Source organism: Flavobacterium sp. CSZ, from assembly GCF_015350725.1.
Lineage (GTDB): Bacteria > Bacteroidota > Bacteroidia > Flavobacteriales > Flavobacteriaceae > Flavobacterium.
On the sequence record NZ_JADKPQ010000018.1, the window covers coordinates 61,432 to 85,564 of the forward strand.

General features: G+C 34.7%; 19 protein-coding genes and 2 tRNA genes. 12 read left to right on the forward strand and 9 right to left on the reverse strand.

The features are described 5' to 3' along the window. Positions 1-50: 50 nt before the first annotated feature. Entirely contained in the window at positions 51-716 is a 666-nt protein-coding gene (locus IRZ78_RS19340; RefSeq protein ID WP_194618081.1) for a murein L,D-transpeptidase catalytic domain-containing protein, read from the forward strand. A gap of 165 nt (positions 717-881) precedes the next feature. Here the strand turns inward: IRZ78_RS19340 and IRZ78_RS19345 are convergent, their stop codons facing one another. Continuing rightward, on the reverse strand, positions 882-1,841 hold the full coding sequence (locus IRZ78_RS19345; RefSeq protein WP_194618082.1) for a helix-turn-helix domain-containing protein: 960 nt from the start codon (positions 1,839-1,841) through the stop codon (positions 882-884). A gap of 168 nt (positions 1,842-2,009) precedes the next feature. On the opposite strand from IRZ78_RS19345, the gene IRZ78_RS19350 reads away from it, so the two are divergent. The 5 genes from IRZ78_RS19350 (at position 2,010) to serB (ending at position 5,426) form a co-directional block, all read left to right on the forward strand. Further along, positions 2,010-2,414: an SRPBCC family protein gene (locus IRZ78_RS19350; protein WP_194618083.1), complete on the forward strand. Its 405-nt coding sequence runs from the start codon at positions 2,010-2,012 to the stop codon at positions 2,412-2,414. 151 nt (positions 2,415-2,565) lie between these two features. Continuing rightward, entirely contained in the window at positions 2,566-2,973 is a 408-nt protein-coding gene (locus IRZ78_RS19355) for a VOC family protein (protein WP_194618084.1), read from the forward strand. Continuing rightward, complete coding sequence (locus IRZ78_RS19360) at positions 2,973-3,419, forward strand: SRPBCC domain-containing protein (protein ID WP_228520538.1); 447 nt, start codon at positions 2,973-2,975, stop codon at positions 3,417-3,419. Before IRZ78_RS19355 ends, IRZ78_RS19360 begins: the two co-directional genes overlap by 1 nt. A 59-nt stretch (positions 3,420-3,478) precedes the next feature. Beyond that, positions 3,479-3,925, forward strand: a complete 447-nt coding sequence (locus tag IRZ78_RS19365) for a VOC family protein (protein ID WP_194618085.1) — start codon at positions 3,479-3,481, stop codon at positions 3,923-3,925. A 271-nt stretch (positions 3,926-4,196) separates the two neighbouring features. After that, entirely contained in the window at positions 4,197-5,426 is a 1,230-nt protein-coding gene (gene serB, locus IRZ78_RS19370) for a phosphoserine phosphatase SerB (RefSeq protein WP_194618086.1), read from the forward strand. Positions 5,427-5,828: 402 nt separating this feature from the next. On the opposite strand, the gene IRZ78_RS19375 is transcribed toward serB, so the two are convergent. Then, positions 5,829-6,554 carry a hypothetical protein gene (locus IRZ78_RS19375; protein WP_194618087.1) on the reverse strand — a complete coding sequence of 242 codons (726 nt, stop codon included), beginning with the start codon at positions 6,552-6,554 and terminating at the stop codon, positions 5,829-5,831. Further along, entirely contained in the window at positions 6,555-8,063 is a 1,509-nt protein-coding gene (locus IRZ78_RS19380; protein ID WP_194618088.1) for a GH3 auxin-responsive promoter family protein, read from the reverse strand. A gap of 241 nt (positions 8,064-8,304) precedes the next feature. Between IRZ78_RS19380 and IRZ78_RS19385 the strand changes: the two genes are divergently transcribed. Both IRZ78_RS19385 and IRZ78_RS19390 read left to right on the forward strand, forming a co-directional pair. Next, positions 8,305-9,099, forward strand: coding sequence for a DUF2797 domain-containing protein (locus tag IRZ78_RS19385; RefSeq protein WP_194618089.1), 795 nt, complete (start codon positions 8,305-8,307; stop codon positions 9,097-9,099). 258 nt (positions 9,100-9,357) lie between these two features. Further along, positions 9,358-10,437, forward strand: a complete 1,080-nt coding sequence (locus IRZ78_RS19390; RefSeq protein WP_194618090.1) for a glycosyltransferase family 9 protein — start codon at positions 9,358-9,360, stop codon at positions 10,435-10,437. Positions 10,438-10,506: 69 nt separating this feature from the next. On the opposite strand, the gene IRZ78_RS19395 is transcribed toward IRZ78_RS19390, so the two are convergent. The 3 genes from IRZ78_RS19395 to sppA all read right to left on the reverse strand — a co-directional run bounded on the left by IRZ78_RS19395 (position 10,507) and on the right by sppA (position 16,026). Beyond that, positions 10,507-13,131, reverse strand: a complete 2,625-nt coding sequence (locus tag IRZ78_RS19395) for an AsmA family protein (protein WP_194618091.1) — start codon at positions 13,129-13,131, stop codon at positions 10,507-10,509. A 175-nt stretch (positions 13,132-13,306) separates the two neighbouring features. Further along, positions 13,307-14,254: an alpha/beta fold hydrolase gene (locus IRZ78_RS19400; RefSeq protein WP_194618092.1), complete on the reverse strand. Its 948-nt coding sequence runs from the start codon at positions 14,252-14,254 to the stop codon at positions 13,307-13,309. Between the two features lie 14 nt (positions 14,255-14,268). Beyond that, positions 14,269-16,026: a signal peptide peptidase SppA gene (sppA, locus tag IRZ78_RS19405; protein ID WP_194618093.1), complete on the reverse strand. Its 1,758-nt coding sequence runs from the start codon at positions 16,024-16,026 to the stop codon at positions 14,269-14,271. Positions 16,027-16,295: 269 nt separating this feature from the next. Between sppA and folK the strand changes: the two genes are divergently transcribed. Next, positions 16,296-17,429 carry a 2-amino-4-hydroxy-6-hydroxymethyldihydropteridine diphosphokinase gene (gene folK, locus IRZ78_RS19410; RefSeq protein WP_194618094.1) on the forward strand — a complete coding sequence of 378 codons (1,134 nt, stop codon included), beginning with the start codon at positions 16,296-16,298 and terminating at the stop codon, positions 17,427-17,429. A gap of 120 nt (positions 17,430-17,549) precedes the next feature. Here folK and IRZ78_RS19415 read toward each other — a convergent pair whose 3' ends face one another. The 3 genes from IRZ78_RS19415 to IRZ78_RS19425 all read right to left on the reverse strand — a co-directional run bounded on the left by IRZ78_RS19415 (position 17,550) and on the right by IRZ78_RS19425 (position 20,900). Continuing rightward, positions 17,550-19,736, reverse strand: a complete 2,187-nt coding sequence (locus IRZ78_RS19415; protein WP_194618095.1) for a T9SS type B sorting domain-containing protein — start codon at positions 19,734-19,736, stop codon at positions 17,550-17,552. 108 nt (positions 19,737-19,844) lie between these two features. Then, a complete protein-coding gene (locus IRZ78_RS19420; RefSeq protein ID WP_194618096.1) occupies positions 19,845-20,387 on the reverse strand; it encodes an RNA methyltransferase in 543 nt (180 codons plus the stop codon). A gap of 78 nt (positions 20,388-20,465) precedes the next feature. Then, positions 20,466-20,900, reverse strand: coding sequence for a DUF1573 domain-containing protein (locus IRZ78_RS19425; RefSeq protein ID WP_055095086.1), 435 nt, complete (start codon positions 20,898-20,900; stop codon positions 20,466-20,468). 158 nt (positions 20,901-21,058) lie between these two features. On the opposite strand from IRZ78_RS19425, the gene mutS reads away from it, so the two are divergent. From mutS to IRZ78_RS19440, 3 genes are all read left to right on the forward strand, one after another. Continuing rightward, entirely contained in the window at positions 21,059-23,665 is a 2,607-nt protein-coding gene (gene mutS / locus IRZ78_RS19430) for a DNA mismatch repair protein MutS (protein WP_194618097.1), read from the forward strand. A gap of 149 nt (positions 23,666-23,814) precedes the next feature. Next, positions 23,815-23,887 (forward strand) — tRNA-Gly (locus IRZ78_RS19435). Positions 23,888-23,901: 14 nt separating this feature from the next. Next, positions 23,902-23,987: transfer RNA gene (locus tag IRZ78_RS19440), tRNA-Leu, on the forward strand. Positions 23,988-24,133 lie beyond the last annotated feature (146 nt).

Sequence of the window (24,133 nt, forward strand, 5' to 3'; positions counted from 1 at the left end):
TATACTTTTTCTGTACTCTTTTCGTTTCTGTTTTTATGTAAATTGGCATTATGAAAAAAATAATCTTCATCATAATCTTTGCGTTGATGTTGTCCTGTAAAAACAACAAAAAGCATCAGGAAGCAAGCAATTTTAAGCCTGAAAAGGCATTAGAAATTACTCCTAAAGAAAAACCTCGCAGCGAAATCGAAGACATTGATTACAGCACTTATTACAAAGAAGCACTACAATATTGCAAACGCAACAATCTCAATCAGGATACATTTTTCCTGATCGATTTAGGCATGCATTCCGGTCTTAAGAGATTTTTTGTATATGATTTTAAAGAGAATAAAGTATCAAAAGCCTACATGGTTAGTCATGGTTGTGGCGAGAACAAATGGGGCGCAACGATGTCGAAAGAAAATGCCCCAATAAGCAATGAGTTTGATTCGCATTGTTCGTCAATTGGAAAATTTATTATTCTGGATCGCGGAGTGAGTCAGTGGGGTATAAAAGTGAATTATGTTTTGCAGGGAAAAGAAAAAACAAATTCACATGCCAGAAGCAGGGCAATAGTATTGCATTCCTGGGAAGCGATTTCAAGCGAGGAAGTTTATCCTCAGGGAACTCCCGAAGGTTGGGGTTGTCCTGCGGTTTCTAATACAGACATGAAAGAGATCGATAAACTTCTGAAGGAAAATAAAAAAGTCCTGATGTGGATTATTAAGTCGTAAAGCTTGGTTTGAATTTTTCGGACTGATTTTCTAATGGAAAATAAAATTTCTAATATGAGCCCTGATCGAAACGGCATCCTTTTGCTGTAGGGTTCACAGCAAAAGATATAGTGGAGAGCAGGACAGAAGGTGTTTTTAAAACGGAATTTCTGCTCCTGAAAAAAATTATTGTACTCTAAACTTTTCTCTGTATTCTATTGGTTTCATGCCCACCATTTTAAAAAATACTTTTCGAAATGCTTTTGGATCATTGTAACCAGTTTTTTCGATAATCTCCGAAATCGAAAGCTGGGTTTGCTCCAGATATTTCTTAGAACTTTCGACCCGTATATTTTGGAGATATTCAATTGGCGGAATTCCCGTAACTTGTTTGAATCGTCGTGTCATGTTTCGGGTACTCGTTGGGATATCTTTAGTGATTTCTTCCAGTTTTTCGATAGTTTGATACTGGCTTTCTATTTTTTGCTGCAGCATCGCGACCAAAGCATCGTTGTGCAAATGATTGGGTCTGAATGTGCTGAAATAACTCTGTTTATATCGGTTTAAATCGATCGAGAAAATCTTGGCAATCTGAACCGCAATTTCGTTTCCGCAATATTTCTGAACCAGTAAAATCAGTAAATGAAATGTTGAGGTCGAACCGCCGCTTGTGTATAAACTGCCGTCTGCCGTTAGGGTTTCTTCGGCTTTAAGTTTTACTAACGGAAACGCTTTTGTAAAAGCACTGCAGGCATCGACATGAGTTGTAGCCAGTTTTTCGTTTAATAATCCTGATGCGGCAAACAAAAATGCGCCTGTGCAAAAACTCGCCAATTCGGCTCCGGATCGATGTTGTTTTTGCAGCCAGGGAATGAAATTCCTGTTCTTTGCAATCATCTCACTCATATTATCTGTAGTAAAAGCAGGAATGAGAATTAAGTCTAAAATTTCATTAGAATCTTCGATAGGATTGACTTCATAACCAAATAAACGTTCCTGATTAATTTGTTCTGCCAATTGAAAAACCATAATATCAAAAGATTTTTGAGTACTTAGTTTATTGGCGGTTTCAAAAACTTCTAAAATCGCAGCTATGCTTAATAATTTATAGTCGTGCGGTACAATTAAGCCTACTTTCTTACTCATAATGATTTGTGTTTTAGAAAAATGACAACATACAAAAATAGCTAAATTGTCTTAAATGACCCTAAAGTTGACTTTTAATGTATGTTAAAGCTTTCTGTAATATTTTAAATTTGCTTAATAAATTTGTAAGTTTATATATAAACTGAGTATAAATTTAAGAAAAACACAATGATAACAGTACAAAATACGATTAATGCATCGATAGATAAAGTTTGGGAATTCTGGACACAGCCTGAACATATTAAAAATTGGAGTTTTGCTTCGGCAGAATGGCATACGCCTTATGCAGAAAATGATTTAAGAGAAGGCGGAAAATTCAAATCGACCATGGCGGCAAAAGATGGCAGCATGAGTTTTGATTTTGGAGGTGAATATACTTTGGTCGAAAAAAATAAAGCGATTGAATATGTAATGGAAGATGGCAGAAAAGTTGAAATTACTTTTACTGAAACTCCGGACGGAGTAGAAATTATCCAAAGCTTTGACCCTGAAACTCAAAATTCAGACGAAATGCAACAGGGAGGCTGGAATGCAATCCTGGATAATTTTAAAAGTTATGTAGAGCAAAATTAGTTTTTTTTGAGGTTAAAAGGTTCAAAAGTGGCAAAGGGACAAAGTCTTTAAATTCAGCAAAAAAAGCTTTGTGCCTTTGCGGCAAAAGGCACCTCTACTTAAATTATCTTATATAACTTATATGGTTTAAAATAAAAAAAATAAAAAAACTATGACAAAACAAATATGGCTGAATTTGCCAGTCAAGGATGTGGCAAAAGCAAAAGATTTTTTCTGGAAAATAGGTTTTTCTTTTAATGAGCAACACGATACACCCAGCTCAACATGCATGGTGGTAGGTGAGTCGCATTTTGTTGTGATGCTTTTTGAAGAATCATTATTTACCGGTTTTTCTCAAAACAAACTCACAGATACGCAATCAAGTTCAGAAGTTCTGATTTCGATTGATGCAGAAAGTACTGAAGAAGTAGATGAATTGGCAAAGAAAGTCGAAGAGGCCGGCGGAACTGTTTTTTCGCCCCCGGCAGAAACTCAGGGCTGGATGTATGGCTTTGGTTTTGCAGATTTAGACGGTCATCGTTGGAATGTTTTATTTATGGATTTTAGTAAATTATCATAATGATGGAAACTTTAGAATTTAAAATCAGAATCAAAGCTCCGGCCGAAAAAGTCTGGGCGGTTTTATGGGACGAGGAAACCTATAAAAAATGGACAGGAGTTTTTTGTGAAGGATCATATACAATAACAGATTGGAATCAAGGTGATAAAGTGCATTTCATGTCTCCTAGCGGAGAAGGAATGTATAGTATTATCGAAACTAAAATTCCAAATGAATATATGGCTTTTAAACATTTAGGTGAAATAAAAGACTTTAAAGAGATGCCTATTACCGAAGAAACAAAAAAATGGAGCGGGGCAATGGAGACCTATCGATTAACTCGGGATGACGAATTTATCGATTTAGTCGCTCAGATTGATACAGTCGAACAGTACATCGATTATTATAAAGAGGTTTTCCCAAAAGGATTAGAGGTTGTAAAAGAATTATCAGAGGAAAGAGAATAGAATAAAGAGGATAGATTGCAATAAACAATAAACAAAAAAACAACAAACAATAAATAATCATGGCAACATCAGTAAACCCTTATTTAATATTTAACGGGAATTGCGAGCAGGCATTTCTGTTTTATAAATCAGTTTTTGGAGGAGAATTTCCGTATATCGGAAAATTCAAAGACATGCCTGCAGGTGAAGACGGCGGTTGTGCCGAAATATCAGAGAAAGATGCCAATAGAGTAATGCATGTTTCATTGCCCATTGGAGATACTATTTTGATGGGAAGCGATAGTAACGACCAATCCGGCGATGTGGTTTTTGGAGGAAACTTTTCAGTATCTATAAATGTTGAAAGCGCTGCAGAAGCCGATAGAATCTTCAAGGGACTTTCTGCAAACGGAACGATTTATATGCCGATGAATAAAACTTTCTGGGGAGCTTATTTCGGAATGTTCAAAGATAAATTCGGCGTAAGCTGGATGGTAAACTTTGATGAATCAGAACCTATGAAATAATTCAGAAATAATTCGCCACGAATTCCTAAATTAAGCATTTAAAATTCGTGAATTCGTGGCGGAAAAAATAACATATAGAGTGGCATAATTTCTCTTTTTAGCCATCTACTCTAACTAAAAAGTTACGTTATTTTAATAGCGGAACATAATTGTTAAATTAATTCAAAAAGCACATTCTTATGTGCTTTTTCTTTTCAAAAAAACAAACAATATTCTTTTTTATCAACAATAGATTACCGATTTTTGTCGCTTCTTAAAATCAATAGATAAAATGGCAATAGAAGGTAAAGAGATTATTTTATTAAAAGTCTCAGGACATGATAAAATAGGAGTAACAGCAGGTTTAACAGCCGTATTGGCTACTTACGATGCTAATATTTTAGATATTGGTCAGGCTGATATTCATGATACACTTTCTTTAGGGATCTTGTTCGAAATCGAAGCTGGTTCAACTTCCGGTCCCGTTTTAAAAGACTTATTGTTTAAAGCATATGAACTGGGAGTTAAGGTAAAATTTATTCCAATTTCTGTAGAAGATTACGAAACCTGGGTAAAATCACAATCAAAACAACGTTATATCATCAATATTTTAGGCGAGAAACTGGCCGCTTCACAATTGGCCGCAGTAACCAAAATAATGTCAGATCAAAACCTGAATATCGATTCTATCATTCGATTAACAGGTAGAACCTCTATTGTCGAAAAAGAAGAATATCCGCGTTCTTGCATACAATTATCCGTAACCGGCGAAATTGTAAATAAGATCATTATGACGGCAAGTTTCATGGAAATTTCCAGAACCCTGAATGTCGATATTTCGTTTCAGGAAGATAATATTTACAGACGAAACCGTCGTTTGGTATGCTTTGATATGGATTCTACTTTAATCCAAACCGAAGTTATCGACGAACTAGCAGAGCTAAACGGAGTTGGAGATCAGGTTCGCGCTATTACAGAATCGGCGATGAATGGCGAAATAGATTTCAACGAAAGTTTCAAACAGCGTATGGCGCTGCTGGAAGGTTTGAGCGAAGATGTTTTGCAAAATGTTGCCATCAATTTACCCATTACAAAAGGAGCACATCGTTTGATGAAAGCCCTGAAATACTACGGATACAAAACTGCAATTCTATCGGGAGGATTCACCTATTTTGGAGAATACCTGCAAAAAGAATTGGGTATCGATTACGTTCACGCCAACCAATTAGAGATCAAAGACGGTAAACTAACTGGTAAATATTTAGGCGAAATCGTAGACGGTCAAAAGAAAGCCGAATACCTAAAAGCCATTGCCGAAAAAGAAGGAATCCACATCAACCAAACCATAGCAGTAGGAGATGGAGCCAACGATTTGCCAATGCTAAACTTAGCCGGCTTAGGAATTGCTTTTCACGCAAAACCAAAAGTAAAAGAAAGTGCATCAACCTCAATATCAAGTTTAGGTCTTGATGGAGTTTTGTACTTATTAGGATATCACGACAGGTATATCGATATGATGTAATAAAAAACGAGTGAGGTTAATTTTGTCTTTTCGAGGAGCTAAGCAATCTTGCTAACACGAGCAAATAATGTACTGCTAAGTGTGGTTGCTTAGTTCCTCGCAATGACTCGCAGCAGATCATTTTACAATAAAAATAAACCTTAGTTTTCAATAAAAAGCTTAGGTTTTTTTATGGGCATGTCCCTGTCCCTCCGGGTCGGTCTATCCGTTCCAATCTTTTGTGTCCGCCGCGGCGGACACAAAAGGATTTCCACTTCTATCCCTTATGCAACATAGCAATTCATGTATTAATGGAACTTGAGTTTTTATAAGTTTATCCATTATGCTAGTGCGAGCGTCTCGCTCGTACCCGCAAAGTAAATGATTTAAAATTGATTGTACTTGGGAGCGAAGTAATTCTGTTTATTGTCGTACAATAATTTGTCCGGTTAAAAAAATGGAATGCCAAGTTGCAAAAGTCAAAACGAACTTTTCAACTTGTAATTGATTTGTCTTACTAGAAGATTGTGTATTCATTTCAACTTTATAAAGATGATTTGAAGTTGCTAATTCAGTTTTCCAACATTCAATTATTCTACATGCAACTTCTCTTGGCTGCAGATTTTTGTCTATAAGCTTACACTTCACCAACATCATGCATTCTGGATTACCTGTCATGTCAAATTCAACATTTTTAATTAATCCTGTCTCGGTCAGCCAATGTTCAAAGTCAATTCGAAATCCAAGAAGATCATTAATATCAGAATAGGGTTTTATATTTTTATCAATAGATTTTAGAAAGGTCGAGCCATCCCAGTAATTGAAATCGGTTCTAATTATCGAAGTAATTTTTCCTTTAGCAACAGTTCTTGCTCCTTCTTTGATTTCAAAGTCCTGTCCAATAAAAAAATGTCCTACATGAAAGTCTGTACTTAATGTTTGCAAATAAACTTTTACTTTTTCGCCTGGATTACAAATTTCTTTGTCTATGAATTGCTGTGGAGCATCCCAGTTTTTTCCATTATAATAAAATTGACCACGATAACCACTGCTCACGGCAGTTTTACGGCCGCCTTCTTGTTCGGTTAGGTAGTAAATTTCGGCTTCAAGTTGAGGTTCTGTAAGTATGTGTCTATTGATAGAATTCATCTACATCTCCTTCAACTGCTCCAAATAATCCCTTTGATTCGAAAGTCTCGGAATTTTATGCTGACCGCCTAGTTTGTCACGTTCCTTTAGCCAATCATAAAATAAGTTTTCGCGAGCTACATTAATCACCAAAGGATTCAATGTCATATTGTTGTGGCGTTTGGCTTCGTAATCAGAGTTTAAAGTCTGTAAAGTTTCATCCAGCACTTTCTGGAAAAGACCAACATCAGATGGTTTTTTCTTGAACTCGATCATCCATTCATGTGCGCCTTTTTCTTTGTCCTGCATAAAAATAGGAGCAACGGTATAATCGATAACTTCGGTTTGGGTAATTTGGCAGGCTTTGGCAATCGCCTGATCGGTATTTTCGACCATTAATTCTTCGCCAAAAACATTAATATGATGTTTGGTTCTTCCCGTAACCCGAATTCTGTATGGGTTTAAGGATGTAAAACGAACCGTATCTCCAATTAAATAACGCCATAAACCGGAATTGGTTGTAATAACAATCGCGTAGTTCTTGTTCAGTTCAACATCGGCCAAACGAATTACTTTTTGATTCGGAGTTCCAAAAGTATCCATTGATATAAATTCGTAGAAAATGCCATAATCCAGCATCAGCAACAAATCGCTTGAATTGTTTAAGTCCTGAATGGCAAAGAAACCTTCAGAAGCATTGTATATTTCGTAGTATTTAAAATCTTTACTAGGTAATATTTTCTTGTATTGTTCTTTATAAGGAGAAAAACTCACACCTCCGTGAAAGTAAACTTCCAGATTAGGCCAAAGTTCTAGTAAGCTTTGTTTACCTGTATTTTCTAAAACCTTATTCATTAAAACCAACATCCAGGAAGGAACTCCTGCAAAGCTGGTCACGTTTTCGTTTTTGGTTTCGTTTATGATGGCCGCAATCTTAGCTTCCCATTCACTCATCAACGAAGTTTTACTGCTTGGCGTACTGCTAAATTCAGCCCAGATAGGCATATTCTCAATCAAAATAGCTGATAAATCTCCAAAGAAAGTATTGTTGTTTTCATAGATCTGAGAACTTCCGCCCAGACGAAGACTTTTTCCTAAAAACAATTCCGAGTCTTCGTTGTTGTTCAAATACAAACAAAGTAAATCCTTACTTCCTTTATAATGGCAATCCTCAAGTGCTTCGTTACTAACCGGAATAAATTTACTTTTCGCATTTGTAGTTCCGCTAGATTTGGCAAACCATTTTATAGGAGTTTCCCAAAAAACACCCTGCTCGCCCTGACGCGTACGTTCTATTAAAGGCTGAAGTTCTTCATATGTAGCAATAGGAACCCTTTCAGCAAAAGTGGCATAGGATGTAATCGATTCAAAATCATATTTTTTTCCTATAACTGTATTCTCAGAGGCCGTCAATAAATTGTGCAAGAGTTCTTCCTGAACTTCGTTGGGATATTTTAGAAAAAGTTCTATTTGATGTATCCTTTGTTTTAGGACCCAAGAGGCAAACGAATTGATTATTGATAAGGGCATGAGTTAATTTTTAGATTGCTGATTTTAGATTTTAGATTTCTCTTGACACGAAAATCTAAAAATATAAAATTTGAATATCGATCGACAAATACTAACTTTGCCGTTGTATCAAAAATAGTGTTTTTTTGTAAAAAACAGTTCTATAAAAGTAAAGATTCCAAGTGACAATTGGAATTTTAACAAATAAAAGTTCACAATCCAGAGTAAATCTAATATCTGAAATCTACAATCTAAAATTCTTATGACATATCAAGGAGTACTTACAAAAATGCAAACTGAACTAGGCAGCCCAATTCAATATTATTTGGTTTTCGAAGATAGTTTTCTTAATATGAATCAACTTTTAGATAAAGAGATTGAGATTAATTTTGCAGGTTACGAATGTCTGAATTGTCATAAAAAGAAAAAAATATTCCGTCAGGGATTTTGCTACGATTGCTTTTACTCCAGTCCTGCAGTGGGCGACTGGATTATGAGACCGGAATTAAGTACTGCTCATTTAGGAATCGCAGATCGTGATCTTGATTATGAGCAAAAAGTACAATTACAGCCTCATGTCGTTTACCTGGCTTTGGCGAGCGAAGTAAAAGTGGGGGTAACACGCAAAACCCAGATTCCAACCCGTTGGATCGATCAGGGTGCAACGCAGGCAATTGCAATTGTCGAGGTTCCTAATCGCTATTTAGCCGGAATTACCGAGGTAGCTTTAAAAGATCATTATACCGATAAAACCAATTGGAGAAAGATGCTTCAAAATACCAGCGGAACTTTTGACCTTCTCTCTGAAAAAGTTAAGGTGGAAAGCTTAATTCCTGATGAGGCCAAGGAGTATTTTTATTCCCAAAAAAATGATTTATATGAACTGCATTATCCGGTTTTAAATTATCCTGCAAAAGTGGTCAGTTTAAATTTGGATAAAACCCCATCCTTTCAGGGGAAATTAATAGGAATTAAAGGCCAGTACTTAATTTTTGAAAACGGAACTGTTTTTAATGTTCGCAGTTCAGAAGGTTATGTTGTTACTATAACCGTATAGGTTTATAGGTTACTCATCGGATTTTATTGGTTAACCGTCTAGTATTTATTTGCTTACAAAATAGTTTTTGTAATTTTAAATTACTTTCAAGTAGCTGAATATGTGAATGTTGATACATTTACTTACAATTTTGTAATAATTGCTTATTGAAAGAATTTAATTTTAAAAAATAAAAGAGACTAGTTTTAAACTAGTGCAACCACTCTGTTTTTTTTAAAATTTAAATGAAGATTTAATAATGCTTAAATTATTTATAAGATGGCCATTCTCAATAAACTAAATGTTTTTAGACGCGGCTTAATGCGCAATCTTACTAAGAATATTGGAAAAGCAAGATCACAAGAAGATATCATTTTAGTGGATAAAAATGATATAAAAAGAATCCTGATCTGCAGACCAAACGGAAGATTAGGAAACTTATTATTGATTACGCCTCTCGTTCAGGAAGTCACCGAAATATTTCCAAATTGTAAAGTCGATTTGTTTGTTAAGGGAACGTTAGCTCCAATCATTTTCGAAAATTACGATAATATTGATAAAATAATCGATTTGCCTAGAAAGCCTTTCAAAAGTTTATTGAAATACCTGAATGTCTGGATTTCAATCAAAAAACAAAATTATGATATTGCGATCAATGTCGATCAAAACTCTTCTTCAGGTCGTTTAGCAGTTCAGTTTTCAAATGCCAAGTATAAATTTTTTGGTGATGCAGATGAAGAAACCCAATTGGTAAAAAATGATTACGACCATATTGCCAAATATCCCGTTTATAATTTTCGAAATTACCTGACCAAACTCAGATTTCCAAAAAGCAATAAAATAATAGCGCCTTTAGATCTTAAATTGACAGCTTCTGAAATTACCGAAGGCAAGAGAATTTTAAATGACTTGTTTCATAATGATAAAAGAACCATTTGCATATTTACTTATGCAACAGGCGATAAATGTTTATCAGAAGAGTGGTGGGGAAGATTTTATACACAGCTTAAAGAAGAATACAAAAATTATAATATTATAGAAATCCTGCCTGTAGAAAATGTTTCGCAAATTGCTTTCAAAGCACCTACATTTTATAGCAAGGATATTCGCGAGATAGGTTCTGTAATTGCCAATGCCGATTTATTTATTGGAGCCGATAGCGGTATTATGCATTTGGCAAGTGCCGTACAAACTCCAACAATAGGATTGTTTTCTGTTTCGAAGATCAAAAAGTACGAACCATACGACAATTCAAGTATCGGAATAGATGTCAAATTATATACTAAAAAAGATTATCTAAAAATCATAAATTCAATTTTGAACAACGGAAAACTAAACAATTATTCAAAAGCAATTTAATAAAAAGATAAAATAAAAAAAGAGGCATCCCTTGTAATGGATGCCTCTTTTTTTGTGTAAATTTTTTGTTTATTTTTTCTTGAATAAACCATTTATTAAGTCGCTCGCTTTTTTCGTAGCTTCTTGCGTTTTCTGCTCTTTTTCTGTTTTTGCAGCCTGTGTAGTATCTTTTGCTTTTGTATTCTTATTGATTAAATCAGTAAGAGCCGAAGTACCTTTTTGAGTCAGTTTTTCTTTTTGCTGGTTTACCAGTTGAGTGGTTAAACTCGTAACAGCAGTTTTCATATCTGTAGAAACCTTCGGGTTAGAAAAATTACCTGTAATCAAGGCATTTATCGGAATGTTTTGTAGTTTTGCAGCATCCGCCGGAGACATTTTAGCAATAAAAGCGTTGGCCTCAGTTCCTAAATATTTAGCCGGTACATCTAACTTTAAGTTATAGTTCATCGTTTGGTCAAAACCGTGAGTTCCGCCAACAGTTACTTTAATATCTTGATATTTAATATCAAAAGGTTTTACGTTTACTTTTCCGTTTTCGAAAGTTAAAGCCGCTTTAATATCATTTAAATTCACCTTGCTCATATCAAGAAATTTGACATTTGAAGTCAGGGCATTCAATACCGTTGAATTTTTAGCATTTACAGTTGTCGAAAGCAATTGGCCGATTAAATCTCCTGAAATCGATTTTAGATCCGGAGTTAATTCATTAGCATCAAGATTTCCGTTTAGTTTAATAGTCGAATTCAGTTTTCCATTAATGATTCCTGCAATTGGAGCGATCTTTTTCATCATGTCTAATTGCGTAAAAGTTTGCGCAATATCTACCTGATTAAATCCTAAATTCATATCAAAAGTAGGCACTTTTGCTTTTGTAGAAACAGTTCCTGTAAGACCAATTGTTCCTCCAAAAATAGAGGTTTTAAAGTTTTCTAAAGTTGCTTTTTCATCCTTCACAATCAATTTTCCTGAAACAGCGGTTAGTTTTAAATTGTCATACAAAACCGTGTTTGCTTTTGCATTTACGGTACAATTTAAAAAAGCAGGAATCTTCATTGCTTCAGCAGGTTTTGCTGCGGTTGATTTGGTTTCTCCTTCTTTTCCATTTGCAGTTCCTGTTTTAGCAGGTTCTCCGGCAGTCATAAAATCATCCACTGCCAATTGGTTTGAACTCATATTGAAGTTTCCTCTAAGTTCTTGTTTCTTAAACATAAAACCATAAAAATTCTCCAGAACTCCATTAATGCTTAAATCACTTTTTCCGGTTGTAGCATCAAATTTTTTCAGGTTAATAGTACTTGGGTTAAACTCAACCAAAGCCGTACTGATATTCATCGATTTATTGTTTTCGTCAGTATATTTAAATCCTGACAAACTCATCGTTCCGGCATTTTTTATGTTTTGATACTGGCTTTTTTCTACAGAGGCCATATCAAATTGTGTTGTTACATCGGCTTTTAAAATACCCGCAAGAGGTTTGTCCATTTTAATTGGATAGGCTTTCGAAACATTAGCCAAATTGATGGTTCCTTTTAAAGCTGCATCTACAAACGGATTCACAGTTATGTTTTTGATATTTGCTTTAGCATTAAAAACATCCTGATCGATTCTAAAAGATAGTTTGTCTAAATTTACATAAGTATCATTCAGGATCCCCGTTTCATTGATAATTTTTGTATCGATTACAATGTTCTGAACTGATTTTGGTAAATTAGGATATTGAAAAGAAGCATTGTTTGATGCAATGGCAATATTAAATTTAGGAACAGTTTTGTCTGTTAATTCTCCTTTTGCAAAACCAGCAACAGTAAAGTCTCCCGTAGTTTTCACGCCATCTAAACTAGAAGCATAAGCAGACGGAATCAATCCGAGGAAATTGGTGAATGATGAGGTTGGCGTTTTAAACTTTAAATCATAAATCTGACCTGTATCTACCATTTGTATAAATCCGTCAAATTCTAATGGCAACTGGTTGATTAAAGCTTTATTTTCTTTAAAAGTATATTTACTTTTTTCTAAGTCAATCCCTAAAACAGCGTCAAGAGTCAGTTTTACATTTTTCATGTAATTGATTTTATCCATATCCAAAGATACTTTTGCTGTAGATTTTGTAGTTAAATCTAATTTTGAATTGGTAAAATCTCCGGTTCCTTCATGGTTTAAGCTGTCAATGACCATTTTTATTTTAGAACCCTGATCGATATATCTAAAAGTGAAATTCTCGATTTTATAATTCTGAATTTTTAAAGAAAGCGGTTTGCCTGCTTCATCTGTTTTGGTTTCCTTTTTATCTTTTAGGGCAATATCAAAGTTACCAACACCATCTTTATTAAAAATAATATTGATCAATCCATTGGTAGAACTTATTCCCTGAATGCTTAAAGGTTCGTCTTTTCCCTTAAAAAGTTCTTTGATGCTCATTTTTAAATTTAATTGGCCTAACGAAACCAATGTATCACCTTCAAAAGGAGCTTTATTGATGATTACCAGTTTTTCGATCCCAACAGTTGCATTGGGGAAATTCCTGAATAAACTTAAATCAGCATCGGCAAAACTTACTTTGGCATCAACACTTTCGTTGATGGCATCAGCAATTTTAGCTTTTATTTGATCTTTAAAGAAATACGGGATGGCAAATAATGCGGCTACAATCACAACAAGAACGATGGCTGTAATTTTTAAAATTTTCTTTAACATATAAATAGATTTGAGAGTTATAATTGATAATTGACTCCTTGCAAAAATAGTTTTTTTTGAATGAGTTCATAATAAAGTTTTTGTAAAATATAGGAATATACTTAACTTTTCGTTAAAAATAAAAATCCGTCTGAATATAGATTCAAACGGATTTTTTGTCATTTTATGATTTTGATTATTTTTTAATGAAAGAAATAATCTTAGAGGTCATGATTTCTGAAATAGTCAAACTCTCATTATTGTAGCTTTCCATATTGGCCTTATTATCACCTTCGATAGTTTTCATGATATGGTTCATTTTGTCAACAATCAATACTTCGGCATTTGTATTGGCCTGCGATAATAGTTCGGCATCTTTTACGGTTACCTGCAAATCTTTGTTTCCTTGTATAATTAAAATCGGAATTTTCAAAGCTTTAATCTCTGCTTGAGGATTATATTTAAACCAGGAAATTAAATAGGGCTGAATACTTGGTCTAAAAAGTGAATTCAGCATTGGGTCAACTTTTTGTGCGTAATGCCCGCTTTTTAAACTATCAATAATCGGGAAAGTCATTTCTTCTAATTGTTTGTTTGCTTTAGAAGCAATTTGCGACTTAATCAATTTATCAGCAGATTCTCCGGGACCGGCAATAGAAATAAATTTGTTTGCTTTTGCTCCGGCAATCATTCCTATTAGTGAACCTTCGCTATGACCTATAACAATTATTTGAGAAAAACGTCTGTCTTGTTTTAATAAGTTAATCCAGCTTTTGGCATCCTCAGTATAATTTTCGAATACCAAAGTTTGTTCTGTAACTGCTGAAGCTTTGCTTTCGCCAATTCCTCTTTTATCGTATCGTACTGATGCAATTCCGTTTTTTGCCAAAGCTTCTGCCAGCATTTTTAGCGAATTATTTTTCATCATCGGATTATTTCCGTTTCGATCTGTTGGACCTGAACCCGAAATGATTAATGCCACTGGATATTTTGTTGTGAGATCCGGAGTGGTCAGCGTACCAAAAATCTGATCGATATTAATTTTTAAGATTAAAGGAGATTCTTTAAACGTAAGTTCTTTTTTATCCTGAGCATTTAAAAGACTCAAAAATAAAAAGGCAGCAAGAGCAAATAATTTTTTCATTTTACAAAATGTAATTATTTAATATTTAATCCAAAAGGAAGCATTGCCTGAACTCCTTTTTGTTTCTGAAGTCTTTTTACCTGCTCGATAAGCATGTAATTCTCTTCACCAATTTCTTCTTTTATAAATGCTTCTTTCGATTGTGCAAAAGGCAAACCAGAAAGGATATCGTTGAAAGTTTTCTCGTATTCAGGATAGTTTTGTGTGCTGTATGATTTTACCTTGGCAATTCTTGCAGCTTCGGCAATAGCATCATTTAATCCGCCAATTTTATCCACCAAACCAATTTTTAAAGCCTCAGATCCTGACCACACTCTTCCTTGTGCAATAGCATCAACTTGTGCAAAAGTCATTTTTCGGCCTTCGGCAACATGTGTTACAAAAGTGTTGTAAATGTGTTCAACACCTTCTAAGGTAAAAGCTTTAAATTTTTCGTCAACAGGCACAAACGGACTATAATTAGCCGAGTTTTCATGCGTTTTTACCTGCTCAGTATTAATTCCTAATTTATTGGCTAATGGACTAAAGTTAGGTAAGATGCCAAAAACACCAATAGAACCCGTAATTGTATTGCTTTCGGCAAAAATAGTATTGGCATTACAAGCGATATAATATCCTCCTGAAGCCGCATAATTACCCATAGAAACTACAACGGGTTTTACTTTTTTGGTAATTTCAATTTCTCTCCAGATCAGGTCAGAAGTCAAAGCGCTTCCTCCAGGGCTGTCAATTCTAAGCACGATTGCTTTTACATCTTCATTTTTACGGGCTTCTTGTAGCGAACGACGCATAGAACCTTCACCAATCACGGTAACATCTCCTTCACCGCTTTGTATTTCGCCCTGAGCGTAAATAATTGCAATTTGATCAGTTGCTGTGTTGGTTAAAGCCGTGGTAACGTTATTTTGAGTATAATCTAAAATCGAGATTTTGTTATAATCATCATCACCGGTTACTTTAAGGGCTTTTTTAATTGCATTGTGGTACACATCTTCATACGCCACAATATCTACCAAATGTTGCGCTTTTGCCATTTCGGGCGTTCTGGCCAATAAACCGTTTGCGATTTCATTCAATTTATCAAGCGGAATGTTTCTGCTTTTTGCAATATCAGTAGAAACTGTTGTCCAGATTGAATTTAAAAGTGCCGTTACTTGTTCTCTGTTGGCATCACTCATTTTATTTTCTAAAAATGGTTCAACAGCGCTTTTGTATTTTCCGTGACGAATCACTTCCATGTGAATCCCTGATTTATCCTGAAAATCTTTAAAGAACATTACCTCAGAGGAAAGTCCTTTAAAATCTAGATCACCTGCAGGATTAATATAAACCGTATTGGCAACAGAGTTTAAATAATATTCTTTTTGAGAATAGGTATTGGCATAAGCCCACACAAATTTTCCTGATTTTTTGAAACTTTCAAGAGCGTTTCTCAAATCTTTATATTGTGCTAATCCTAAGGATGATTCATCATTTAAAATTGAAATTCCTTTAATGTTGTCATCTGTTTTTGCGGCTTCGATGGCATTGATAACATCGGTTAAACCAACTCCTTTTTTATCAGAGAAAACAGTTACCCACGGATCTTTATATTTTCCGGCATAATCGTTTTGAATTTGTTTTAAATTTAATTCTATAACAGAATCACTTTTGACAGAAACAGTATCATCTCCTCCAAAAATAGCTCCAATAAGAATTATTCCAAAAAAGAAGAACATAATAAATACGAAAATACCAATAACTGTGGCAATTACATTTCCTAAAAACTTCATAAGTATATTTTTTTTAATAAGTAGCGAAAAAGGCTGGTTTGTTACAAATGTACTCTAAAAACAAATTATTTCGGATATACGATTTGATCAAATAGTTGTACTTTTTACATTTTTAAATATCTAAATTAAAGATAGGGTATTTTGAAAGATATCTGATTTTTTTTAGAAAGTTATAAGAAATAAAAAATCAGAAACAGTTGGTAACTTCTGATTCTGGAATTAAATAATATGGGTAATTCTAAAATAGTTTTAGTTAATTTGCATTTATTATGAAGTCACAGCATCAAGTCGTTTTATCTATAGGGAGTAATCAGGGGAACAGGTTAGCAAACATCGAGGGTTGTATCGATTTGATACATCAGGAAGTAGGAACTGTAATCAGGGTTTCAAAACTATACGAAACTCCTGCTTGGGGGTTTGAAAGCGATGCTTTTTATAATTGTGCTTTGGTTTTGCATACTACTTCATCTGCACAAAAAACACTAAATCAGGTTCTAAAAGTCGAAAAACATTTAGGACGAATCAGATCAAATCAGAAAGGATATCAATCCCGAATTATCGATATTGATTTAATTGCTTTTGATGACGAAATTATTGATTCTGAAAAACTGAAAATTCCACATCCATTAATGCAAAACAGGAATTTTGTTTTGTTGCCGGTTCAGGATTTAAAATTAGACTGGAGACATCCTGTTTTTCAAAAAACCGTTTCAGAATTAATTGCCGTTTCGCCAGACGATAGTGTTTGTACAGTAGTTCAGGATTTAAAAAATCCTTTACGCGAAATAGCTTTAGAAACCTTTAATTATATTGCTTTTGAAGGAAATATTGGAGCAGGAAAAACTACTTTGGTTCAAAAAATTGCCGAAGATTTTAATGCCAAAACAGTTCTAGAGCGTTTTGCGGATAATCCTTTTTTGCCTAAATTTTATAAAGATCAGAACAGATATGCTTTTCCACTGGAAATGTCTTTTCTCGCAGATCGTTATCAGCAATTATCAGATGATTTGGCGCAGTTTGATTTGTTTAAAGATTTTATCGTAGCCGATTATCATATTTTTAAATCATTGATTTTTGCCAAAATTACTCTGGCCGAAGACGAATATCGTTTATATAGAAACTTATTCGATATTATTTACAAAGAAATGCCAAAACCTGATTTGTACGTTTATCTATATCAGAATTCAGAGCGTTTGCTTCAGAATATCAAGAAACGAGGGAGAACATACGAACAGAATATTGAGGCAGAATATTTGGATAAAATCAATAATGGTTATCTGGATTATATTAAATCCCAAAAAGATCTCAATGTTCTTATTATAGATGTTTCTGAGCGTGATTTTGTAAAAAAACACGAAGACTATCTTTTTATTTTAGATGAAATTCAGAAAAAATTGAGTTAATGTGTCAATGAGGGAATGTGTCAATTAGATAATTGTTTGAAGTCTGTTTTGAATTATCTAATTAAAAAATGTGTCATTAAATAATTCCAACAGTTTGTTTTTAATTATCTAATTCATAAGTTATCTCTTTAATGAAAAATGACCTTTAAAAACAGGATGGGTATTGTCAATTTTTAGGGCATACCAATAATCAGAAGCGGGTAGAGGCGTTTTATTGAAAGTTCCGTCCCAAGTCATTTGAGAGCCTTTTAATTGTGTTATAAGTTTTCCATACCGATCAAAAATAGTTATTTCTGCCTGAGGATAATTCTCCATTCCGGCAACTTCCCATACATCATTAAAGGAATCATTATTTGGAGTGAAAAATTCCGGAAAAACAAGAACAACAAAATTTAAAGTATTGCCACCACAGCCATTTTTTTCCTGAACAAAAGCGGTTCTTAATCCTGCAGGGACATCATAGAATATATTAGAATCCTGAAATTGTAATCCATCAACTGAATATTCATAATAATCAGCTTCTTTGGTAAGATGAATAATAGCTTTTGTGCCATTGACAGTAACTCGCGCAATTACTGGAATTAAATGTTCATCAACGGTGATTGTTTTTCTACTCGTGCAATTTTCAGGAGCTGGACTTGTAACATCAACCGTGTATGTGCCGCTGGCTGAAACGGTAATTATTTGTGCGGTTTCGCCAGTGCTCCATTTATACATCATTCCGGCAATTCCTGCATCAAGATTGACTTTTTGATATTGACATAAAATTACAGTTTCATCAGTAACAGCAGGAGGAGTATAAATTACAATGTTTACAGGTGTACGATCTGTATTAATGCAAGTGCCATTTGAAGCCTGTGCATAATAAGTAATATTGTTCGAAATGACTGGCGTTGTAAAATTATTTCCTGTATAAATACTAGTTCCTCCGGTAGAAGATGTAAACCAATTGATAGTACCAATATTTGAATTAGCTTCGATAGTTACATTGCCTGATCCGCAATTATAAACTGTTGAAGATGCTGCAACCGGTGTTGAAGGCGTAATATTTACAGTTGCCACAACCGATTTTCTGTTCGATTCGCAACCGGCATCAACGTAATAAGTTGTTGTGGTAGTTAGAGTTGGAGTAGTGTAGCTGCTTCCAGTCGCTAATAAATTTCCTCCAACGGCAGCATCGTACCAGTTAATAGTTGAACCAGTTGTTGCCGTAGCGTTGAATGTAAAACTTCCGGAATTACACACAGGATCAGGATTTGTGGCAGGTGTTGCGAAGGGAATTGTAATTTTGGTACTCGCAGCAATTTCTAGAGTCAACTCACCGGGCATGCCGCCATATTCTACAACATAGCCTTTTGGCTGATAATTACCGCTTGTATCTCCGGTATTGGATAAGTCATTCCATGATCCTTTTGTCCCAACTCCGGGTTGAGTAATATGGGCATAATCTTCATTTCCCTGATTATTTGGTTCACCATTATTCCAAAAAGCAAAATTTGGGGTTGAGCCGTTTGCTGTTCCATTCCAGAAAATTGTTCCGGCTTCAGGTCCTGTAACCCATTTCCAGATGCCTTCAGTTTCAGCATCGCTTCCACCAATCCACCCTGTCCCTGAAGCTTGTTCTCCAATTAATTTAGCTTCCTCAGCAGATAAAATAGTCGCGAGATAACCTTTTAATCCGTAATAATCACTGGCTTCGGCAGCAGCTTTTGCCGCTGTCCAGGAAATGCCGATGCTGGGAATAAATAAATAATAATGTTGAGTAGATGGAAGGTAATTGGCATTGCCAATTGTGATAGAAAAAGTTTTGGTTCCGAAAGCGGTAACCGAAGAATTAGAGAATACGACATCTTTGATAGCAGCTTCTAAATCAGTATATAAAACATTGCCGCCTGTTGCGCTTGCTATTTTTAATTTTCCGGCAGTAACATCCCAACTCGTGGTGATTGAAGGATGTGATGCAGGGTTTGAAAGTGTTAATTGATCTAAACCACTGGAATAACCAGAAGAGATTTGAACATATCCGGCTTCAGTTCCTGTTTCTAATGGGTCATGGGTAATTAAAATACTGGTAACAACATTTATAGTACTTTGTGGGCAATACAATTGATCTCCGGTAGCTTTGATTGCCGGAGGAATGATCGCAAGACTTAAATTTGAATTCTTTTTTTTGTTTGATTTAAGGGTATCATTTGAGAGTGTAATTAGATTGCTGTTTAAGGATCTAATTTTTCCAATTGAATAAGACTTATTGAAACTTAAAACAAAAAATATTATGATTATTTTTAAGAAATTGATACTTTTCATTTTATAAAAGTATCAATTTTATAATAACAAAAAAATATATTTAAATTTCTAACATTTAAAGCTTAAATCCTCTGGAAAAATAACATTTTATGAAAGTAAATTCTGCTTTTAAATCGTATTTGGCCAGTTTAATTTTTGAAACAAATCCCAAACCACAATTCCGGCACTTACTGCAATATTTAAGGAGTGTTTAGTTCCTAGTTGAGGAATTTCGATACAGCCATCGCAAATGGCAACTGCTTCCTGAGCAACGCCATAAACCTCATTGCCAAAAACAAGAGCATATTTTTGATTTTTCTCTACTTTAAAATCCTGAAGAAAAACCGAACTTTCGACTTGTTCAATAGCCATTGTTATTACGTTTTCCTTTTTTAGATTTTCAATAACTTCCAATACGTTTTCGTGATGTTCCCAGGCTACAGTTTCAGTAGCGCCAAGAGCTGTTTTATGAATTTCTTTATTAGGAGGAGTTGCTGTAATACCGCACAAGATTATTTTTTCTACCAAAAAAGCATCAGAAGTTCTAAATACAGAGCCAATATTATGTAGACTACGGATGTCGTCTAACACTATTATAAGAGGAGTTTTGTCTGATTTTTTAAAATCTTCGATCGATTTTCTGTCCAGTTCGCTATTTTCGAGTTTTCTCATTGGTGTTGTATTCAGGTCATAAAAAAAGCTTCCAAAGATAAGGAAGCTTTTTCGATTTATTTTATTTTGTTTTTCAGATTAGCTTTTAACCGGATCTGGTAAAACAGTACCTTTAATAGTAAGTACTTTTGTTGGTTGTCCTTCAGCATTAGAAGTTACAGTAACCGTTTTTGTAAAAGCACCAACTCTGTCAGTAGCGTATTTTACACCAATAATACCTTTAGCACCTGGAGCGATTGGCTCTTTTGGAGTTGTTGGTACAGTACAACCACAAGATCCTTGTGTGTTTGTAATGATTAATGGTTTTGTTCCGTTGTTTACAAAAACAAATTCACGTTTTCCATCAGCATTGTGAGCGATAGTTCCGTAGTCAATAGTTTCTGTTTCGAAAGCCATTCCAGCTCCTTCAACTTTAGCAACCTTAGCAGCTTTAGCTGTTGTTTTTTTAGCTTGAGCGTTAGAAGCAGTAATTCCAACTACAGCTAACATAGCGAATAAAATTATTTTTTTCATCTTTAAGAATCTTTGTTTTAATTATGAACAAATCTATAGAAAAATCTAATATGTTAATATAAAAATATCTTAAAATATTTTAATTTTTGATCCACTTCGATATTCCTTTAAAATATTATAAATTCGCTGTCTTAATTTTTCATTTAAAACACAATAATTTGGCAGCGAAAGAGAAAGTGGTGAAAGAAACACCCTTAATGAAACAGTACAACGAAATCAAGAGAAAATATCCTGATGCATGTCTGCTTTTTAGAGTGGGTGATTTTTACGAAACCTTTGGGGAGGACGCTATTAGAGCGTCAAAAATCCTTGGAATTACCCTGACCAAAAGAGGTGCGGGATCTGAAACCGAAACAGCTTTGGCTGGTTTTCCGCATCATTCTATTAATACCTATTTGCCAAAATTGGTTAAAGCCGGACTTCGTGTAGCGATTTGTGATCAGCTTGAAGATCCAAAAATGACCAAAACTATCGTGAAACGTGGCGTTACTGAACTGGTAACTCCCGGGGTTTCTTTAAATGATGAGGTTTTACAATCAAAAACAAATAACTTTTTAGCATCAGTTTATTTTGCTAATAAAAATATAGGGGTTTCTTTTCTGGATGTTTCAACCGGAGAGTTTTTAACAGCTCAGGGAAATGCAGAATATATAGATAAATTATTGCAGAATTTTAACCCAAGTGAAATTCTGGTTCCAAAGAATAATAAAGGAGATTTTAAAGCTTCTTTCGGGGAAGATTTTCATACTTTTTATCTGGAAGACTGGATTTATAAAGAAGATTATGCTTTAGAAACCCTGACCAAACATTTTCAGACCGTTTCATTGAAAGGTTTTGGAATCGAAGAATTAAAAGAAGGAATTATCGCTTCCGGAGCCATTTTATATTATTTGTTCGAGACGCAACATAATCGTGTACAGCATATCACCGCTATTCAGCGTATTGCAGAAGATGCTTACGTATGGATGGATCGTTTTACTATTAGAAACTTAGAATTATATCATAGCTATAATCCAAATGCAGTAACGCTTTTAGATGTTATCGACAGAACGCTTTCGCCAATGGGAGGACGTTTGCTGAAGCGCTGGCTGGCTTTACCGTTAAAAGATAGTAATAAAATAAAAGGACGTCACGATGTGGTTTCGTATCTGAAATCAAATTCTGAAGTTCTGTATAATATTCAGTATCAAATTAAGCAAATTTCAGATTTAGAGCGTTTGATTTCTAAAATCGCTGCGGGGAAAGTTTCACCGAGAGAAATTGTTTATTTAAAAGAATCTTTGGATGCTATTATTCCAATAAAAACTTTGGCGTTGGCAAGTCCGCAGGAAGCCGTGAAAGTTATAGGGGATAGTTTACATGCCTGTGATTTATTGAGGGAAAAAATCAAAACGACTTTGAATCAGGATGCGCCTGTTGCTATTGCAAAAGGAAACGCAATTGCAAGAGGTATTAGTGAAGAATTAGATGATTTACGTGATATTTCAACTTCCGGAAAAGAATATCTGGAAGGAATCGAAAAAAGAGAGTCAGAGAGAACAGGGATTTCATCTTTAAAAATATCTTTCAATAACGTTTTTGGATATTATATTGAAGTTAGAAATACGCATAAGGATAAAGTGCCGACAGAGTGGATTCGTAAACAAACTCTTGTAAATGCCGAACGTTATATTACTGAGGAATTAAAAGAATACGAAACAAAGATTCTAGGCGCCGAAGAGAAAATTCATAAAATCGAATCGGAGCTTTTTGAGCAATTAGTAGCCTGGATTGCGACTTACATCAGGCCTGTTCAAATGAATGCTAATTTGGTGGCGCAATTAGACTGTTTGTGTTCGTTTACGCAATTGGCTGTAGAGAATAAATACGTTTGTCCTGAAATTGACGAGACATTCGAACTCGAAATCAAAAACGGTAGACACCCGGTTATCGAAAAACAATTGCCGGTAGGAACGCCTTATATTGCCAACGATGTTTATTTAGATAGAGAAACGCAACAAATTATAATGATTACCGGACCCAACATGTCGGGTAAGTCGGCTATTTTAAGGCAAACCGCTTTAATTGTGTTATTGGCTCAAATGGGAAGTTTTGTTCCGGCTGATAGCGTGAGAATGGGAATTGTAGATAAAATCTTTACCAGAGTAGGAGCGTCGGATAATATTTCGATGGGAGAATCTACTTTTATGGTTGAGATGAATGAAACGGCTTCTATTTTGAATAATATATCAGATCGTAGTTTGGTTCTTTTAGATGAAATTGGTAGAGGAACCAGTACCTATGACGGAATCTCGATTGCCTGGGCTATTGCTGAGTTTTTGCACGAGCATCCGGGGAAGCCTAAAACATTGTTTGCAACGCATTATCACGAGCTGAATGAAATGACGGAATCGTTACCGAGAATTCAGAATTATAATGTTGCGGTAAAAGAATTAAAAGATACCGTTCTTTTTATCAGAAAACTTGTAAAAGGAGGAAGTGCCCACAGTTTTGGAATTCACGTTGCTAAAATGGCGGGAATGCCTCAAATCGTAATTTTGAAAGCGCAGAAGCTGTTGAAAAAATTAGAAAAGAATCATTCAAACGAGGCATTAAACGGAATTAAAGAAGCTGGTGACGAAATGCAAATGAGTTTCTTTAATCTGGATGATCCATTGTTGGAAGAAATAAAAGAAGAGATCATGAGTCTTGATATAAATGCGATAACACCAGTAGAAGCGTTGATGAAGCTTAATGAGATTAAAAGAATGTTGGTTAAAAAATAATTTCAGATTTAAAGTTTAGGTTATCAGAAAGTTATGAAATAAGCGTAATATTTTTTCAAAAAACGCTTGTGTAATTGAATAAATGTCCTAAATTTGCACTCGCAATACAGAACAAATCAAGTATTGTAGTTCTTACAAGAATTTGAAATGCGAAAATAGCTCAGTTGGTAGAGCGCGACCTTGCCAAGGTCGAGGTCGCGGGTTCGAGCCCCGTTTTTCGCTCAATGCCATATAATGCTCGGATGGTGAAATTGGTAGACACGCTGGACTTAAAATCCAGTGAACAGCAATGTTCGTGCGGGTTCAAGTCCCGCTCTGAGTACTAAAGCCTCTTCTTTTGAAGAGGCTTTTTTTATTGTGTAAACTCATGCAGTATAAAACAAATTTACGAAGTAAATTTGTTTTATAGAATCTAAGAGTCTATCCTGATAGCTGTCGGGACTAAAAATCAACAATCTAAAATCTAAA

What these genes read in the sequence shown, in the direction of transcription:
- IRZ78_RS19340 (WP_194618081.1), top strand. Translation starts at nt 51, where the DNA reads ATGAAAAAAATAATCTTCATCATAATCTTTGCGTTGATGTTGTCCTGT.
- IRZ78_RS19345 (WP_194618082.1), bottom strand. Translation starts at nt 1,841, where the DNA reads ATGAGTAAGAAAGTAGGCTTAATTGTACCGCACGACTATAAATTATTA.
- IRZ78_RS19350 (WP_194618083.1), top strand. Translation starts at nt 2,010, where the DNA reads ATGATAACAGTACAAAATACGATTAATGCATCGATAGATAAAGTTTGG.
- IRZ78_RS19355 (WP_194618084.1), top strand. Translation starts at nt 2,566, where the DNA reads ATGACAAAACAAATATGGCTGAATTTGCCAGTCAAGGATGTGGCAAAA.
- IRZ78_RS19360 (WP_228520538.1), top strand. Translation starts at nt 2,973, where the DNA reads ATGATGGAAACTTTAGAATTTAAAATCAGAATCAAAGCTCCGGCCGAA.
- IRZ78_RS19365 (WP_194618085.1), top strand. Translation starts at nt 3,479, where the DNA reads ATGGCAACATCAGTAAACCCTTATTTAATATTTAACGGGAATTGCGAG.
- serB (WP_194618086.1), top strand. Translation starts at nt 4,197, where the DNA reads ATGGCAATAGAAGGTAAAGAGATTATTTTATTAAAAGTCTCAGGACAT.
- IRZ78_RS19375 (WP_194618087.1), bottom strand. Translation starts at nt 6,554, where the DNA reads ATGAATTCTATCAATAGACACATACTTACAGAACCTCAACTTGAAGCC.
- IRZ78_RS19380 (WP_194618088.1), bottom strand. Translation starts at nt 8,063, where the DNA reads ATGCCCTTATCAATAATCAATTCGTTTGCCTCTTGGGTCCTAAAACAA.
- IRZ78_RS19385 (WP_194618089.1), top strand. Translation starts at nt 8,305, where the DNA reads ATGACATATCAAGGAGTACTTACAAAAATGCAAACTGAACTAGGCAGC.
- IRZ78_RS19390 (WP_194618090.1), top strand. Translation starts at nt 9,358, where the DNA reads ATGGCCATTCTCAATAAACTAAATGTTTTTAGACGCGGCTTAATGCGC.
- IRZ78_RS19395 (WP_194618091.1), bottom strand. Translation starts at nt 13,131, where the DNA reads ATGTTAAAGAAAATTTTAAAAATTACAGCCATCGTTCTTGTTGTGATT.
- IRZ78_RS19400 (WP_194618092.1), bottom strand. Translation starts at nt 14,254, where the DNA reads ATGAAAAAATTATTTGCTCTTGCTGCCTTTTTATTTTTGAGTCTTTTA.
- sppA (WP_194618093.1), bottom strand. Translation starts at nt 16,026, where the DNA reads ATGAAGTTTTTAGGAAATGTAATTGCCACAGTTATTGGTATTTTCGTA.
- folK (WP_194618094.1), top strand. Translation starts at nt 16,296, where the DNA reads ATGAAGTCACAGCATCAAGTCGTTTTATCTATAGGGAGTAATCAGGGG.
- IRZ78_RS19415 (WP_194618095.1), bottom strand. Translation starts at nt 19,736, where the DNA reads ATGAAAAGTATCAATTTCTTAAAAATAATCATAATATTTTTTGTTTTA.
- IRZ78_RS19420 (WP_194618096.1), bottom strand. Translation starts at nt 20,387, where the DNA reads ATGAGAAAACTCGAAAATAGCGAACTGGACAGAAAATCGATCGAAGAT.
- IRZ78_RS19425 (WP_055095086.1), bottom strand. Translation starts at nt 20,900, where the DNA reads ATGAAAAAAATAATTTTATTCGCTATGTTAGCTGTAGTTGGAATTACT.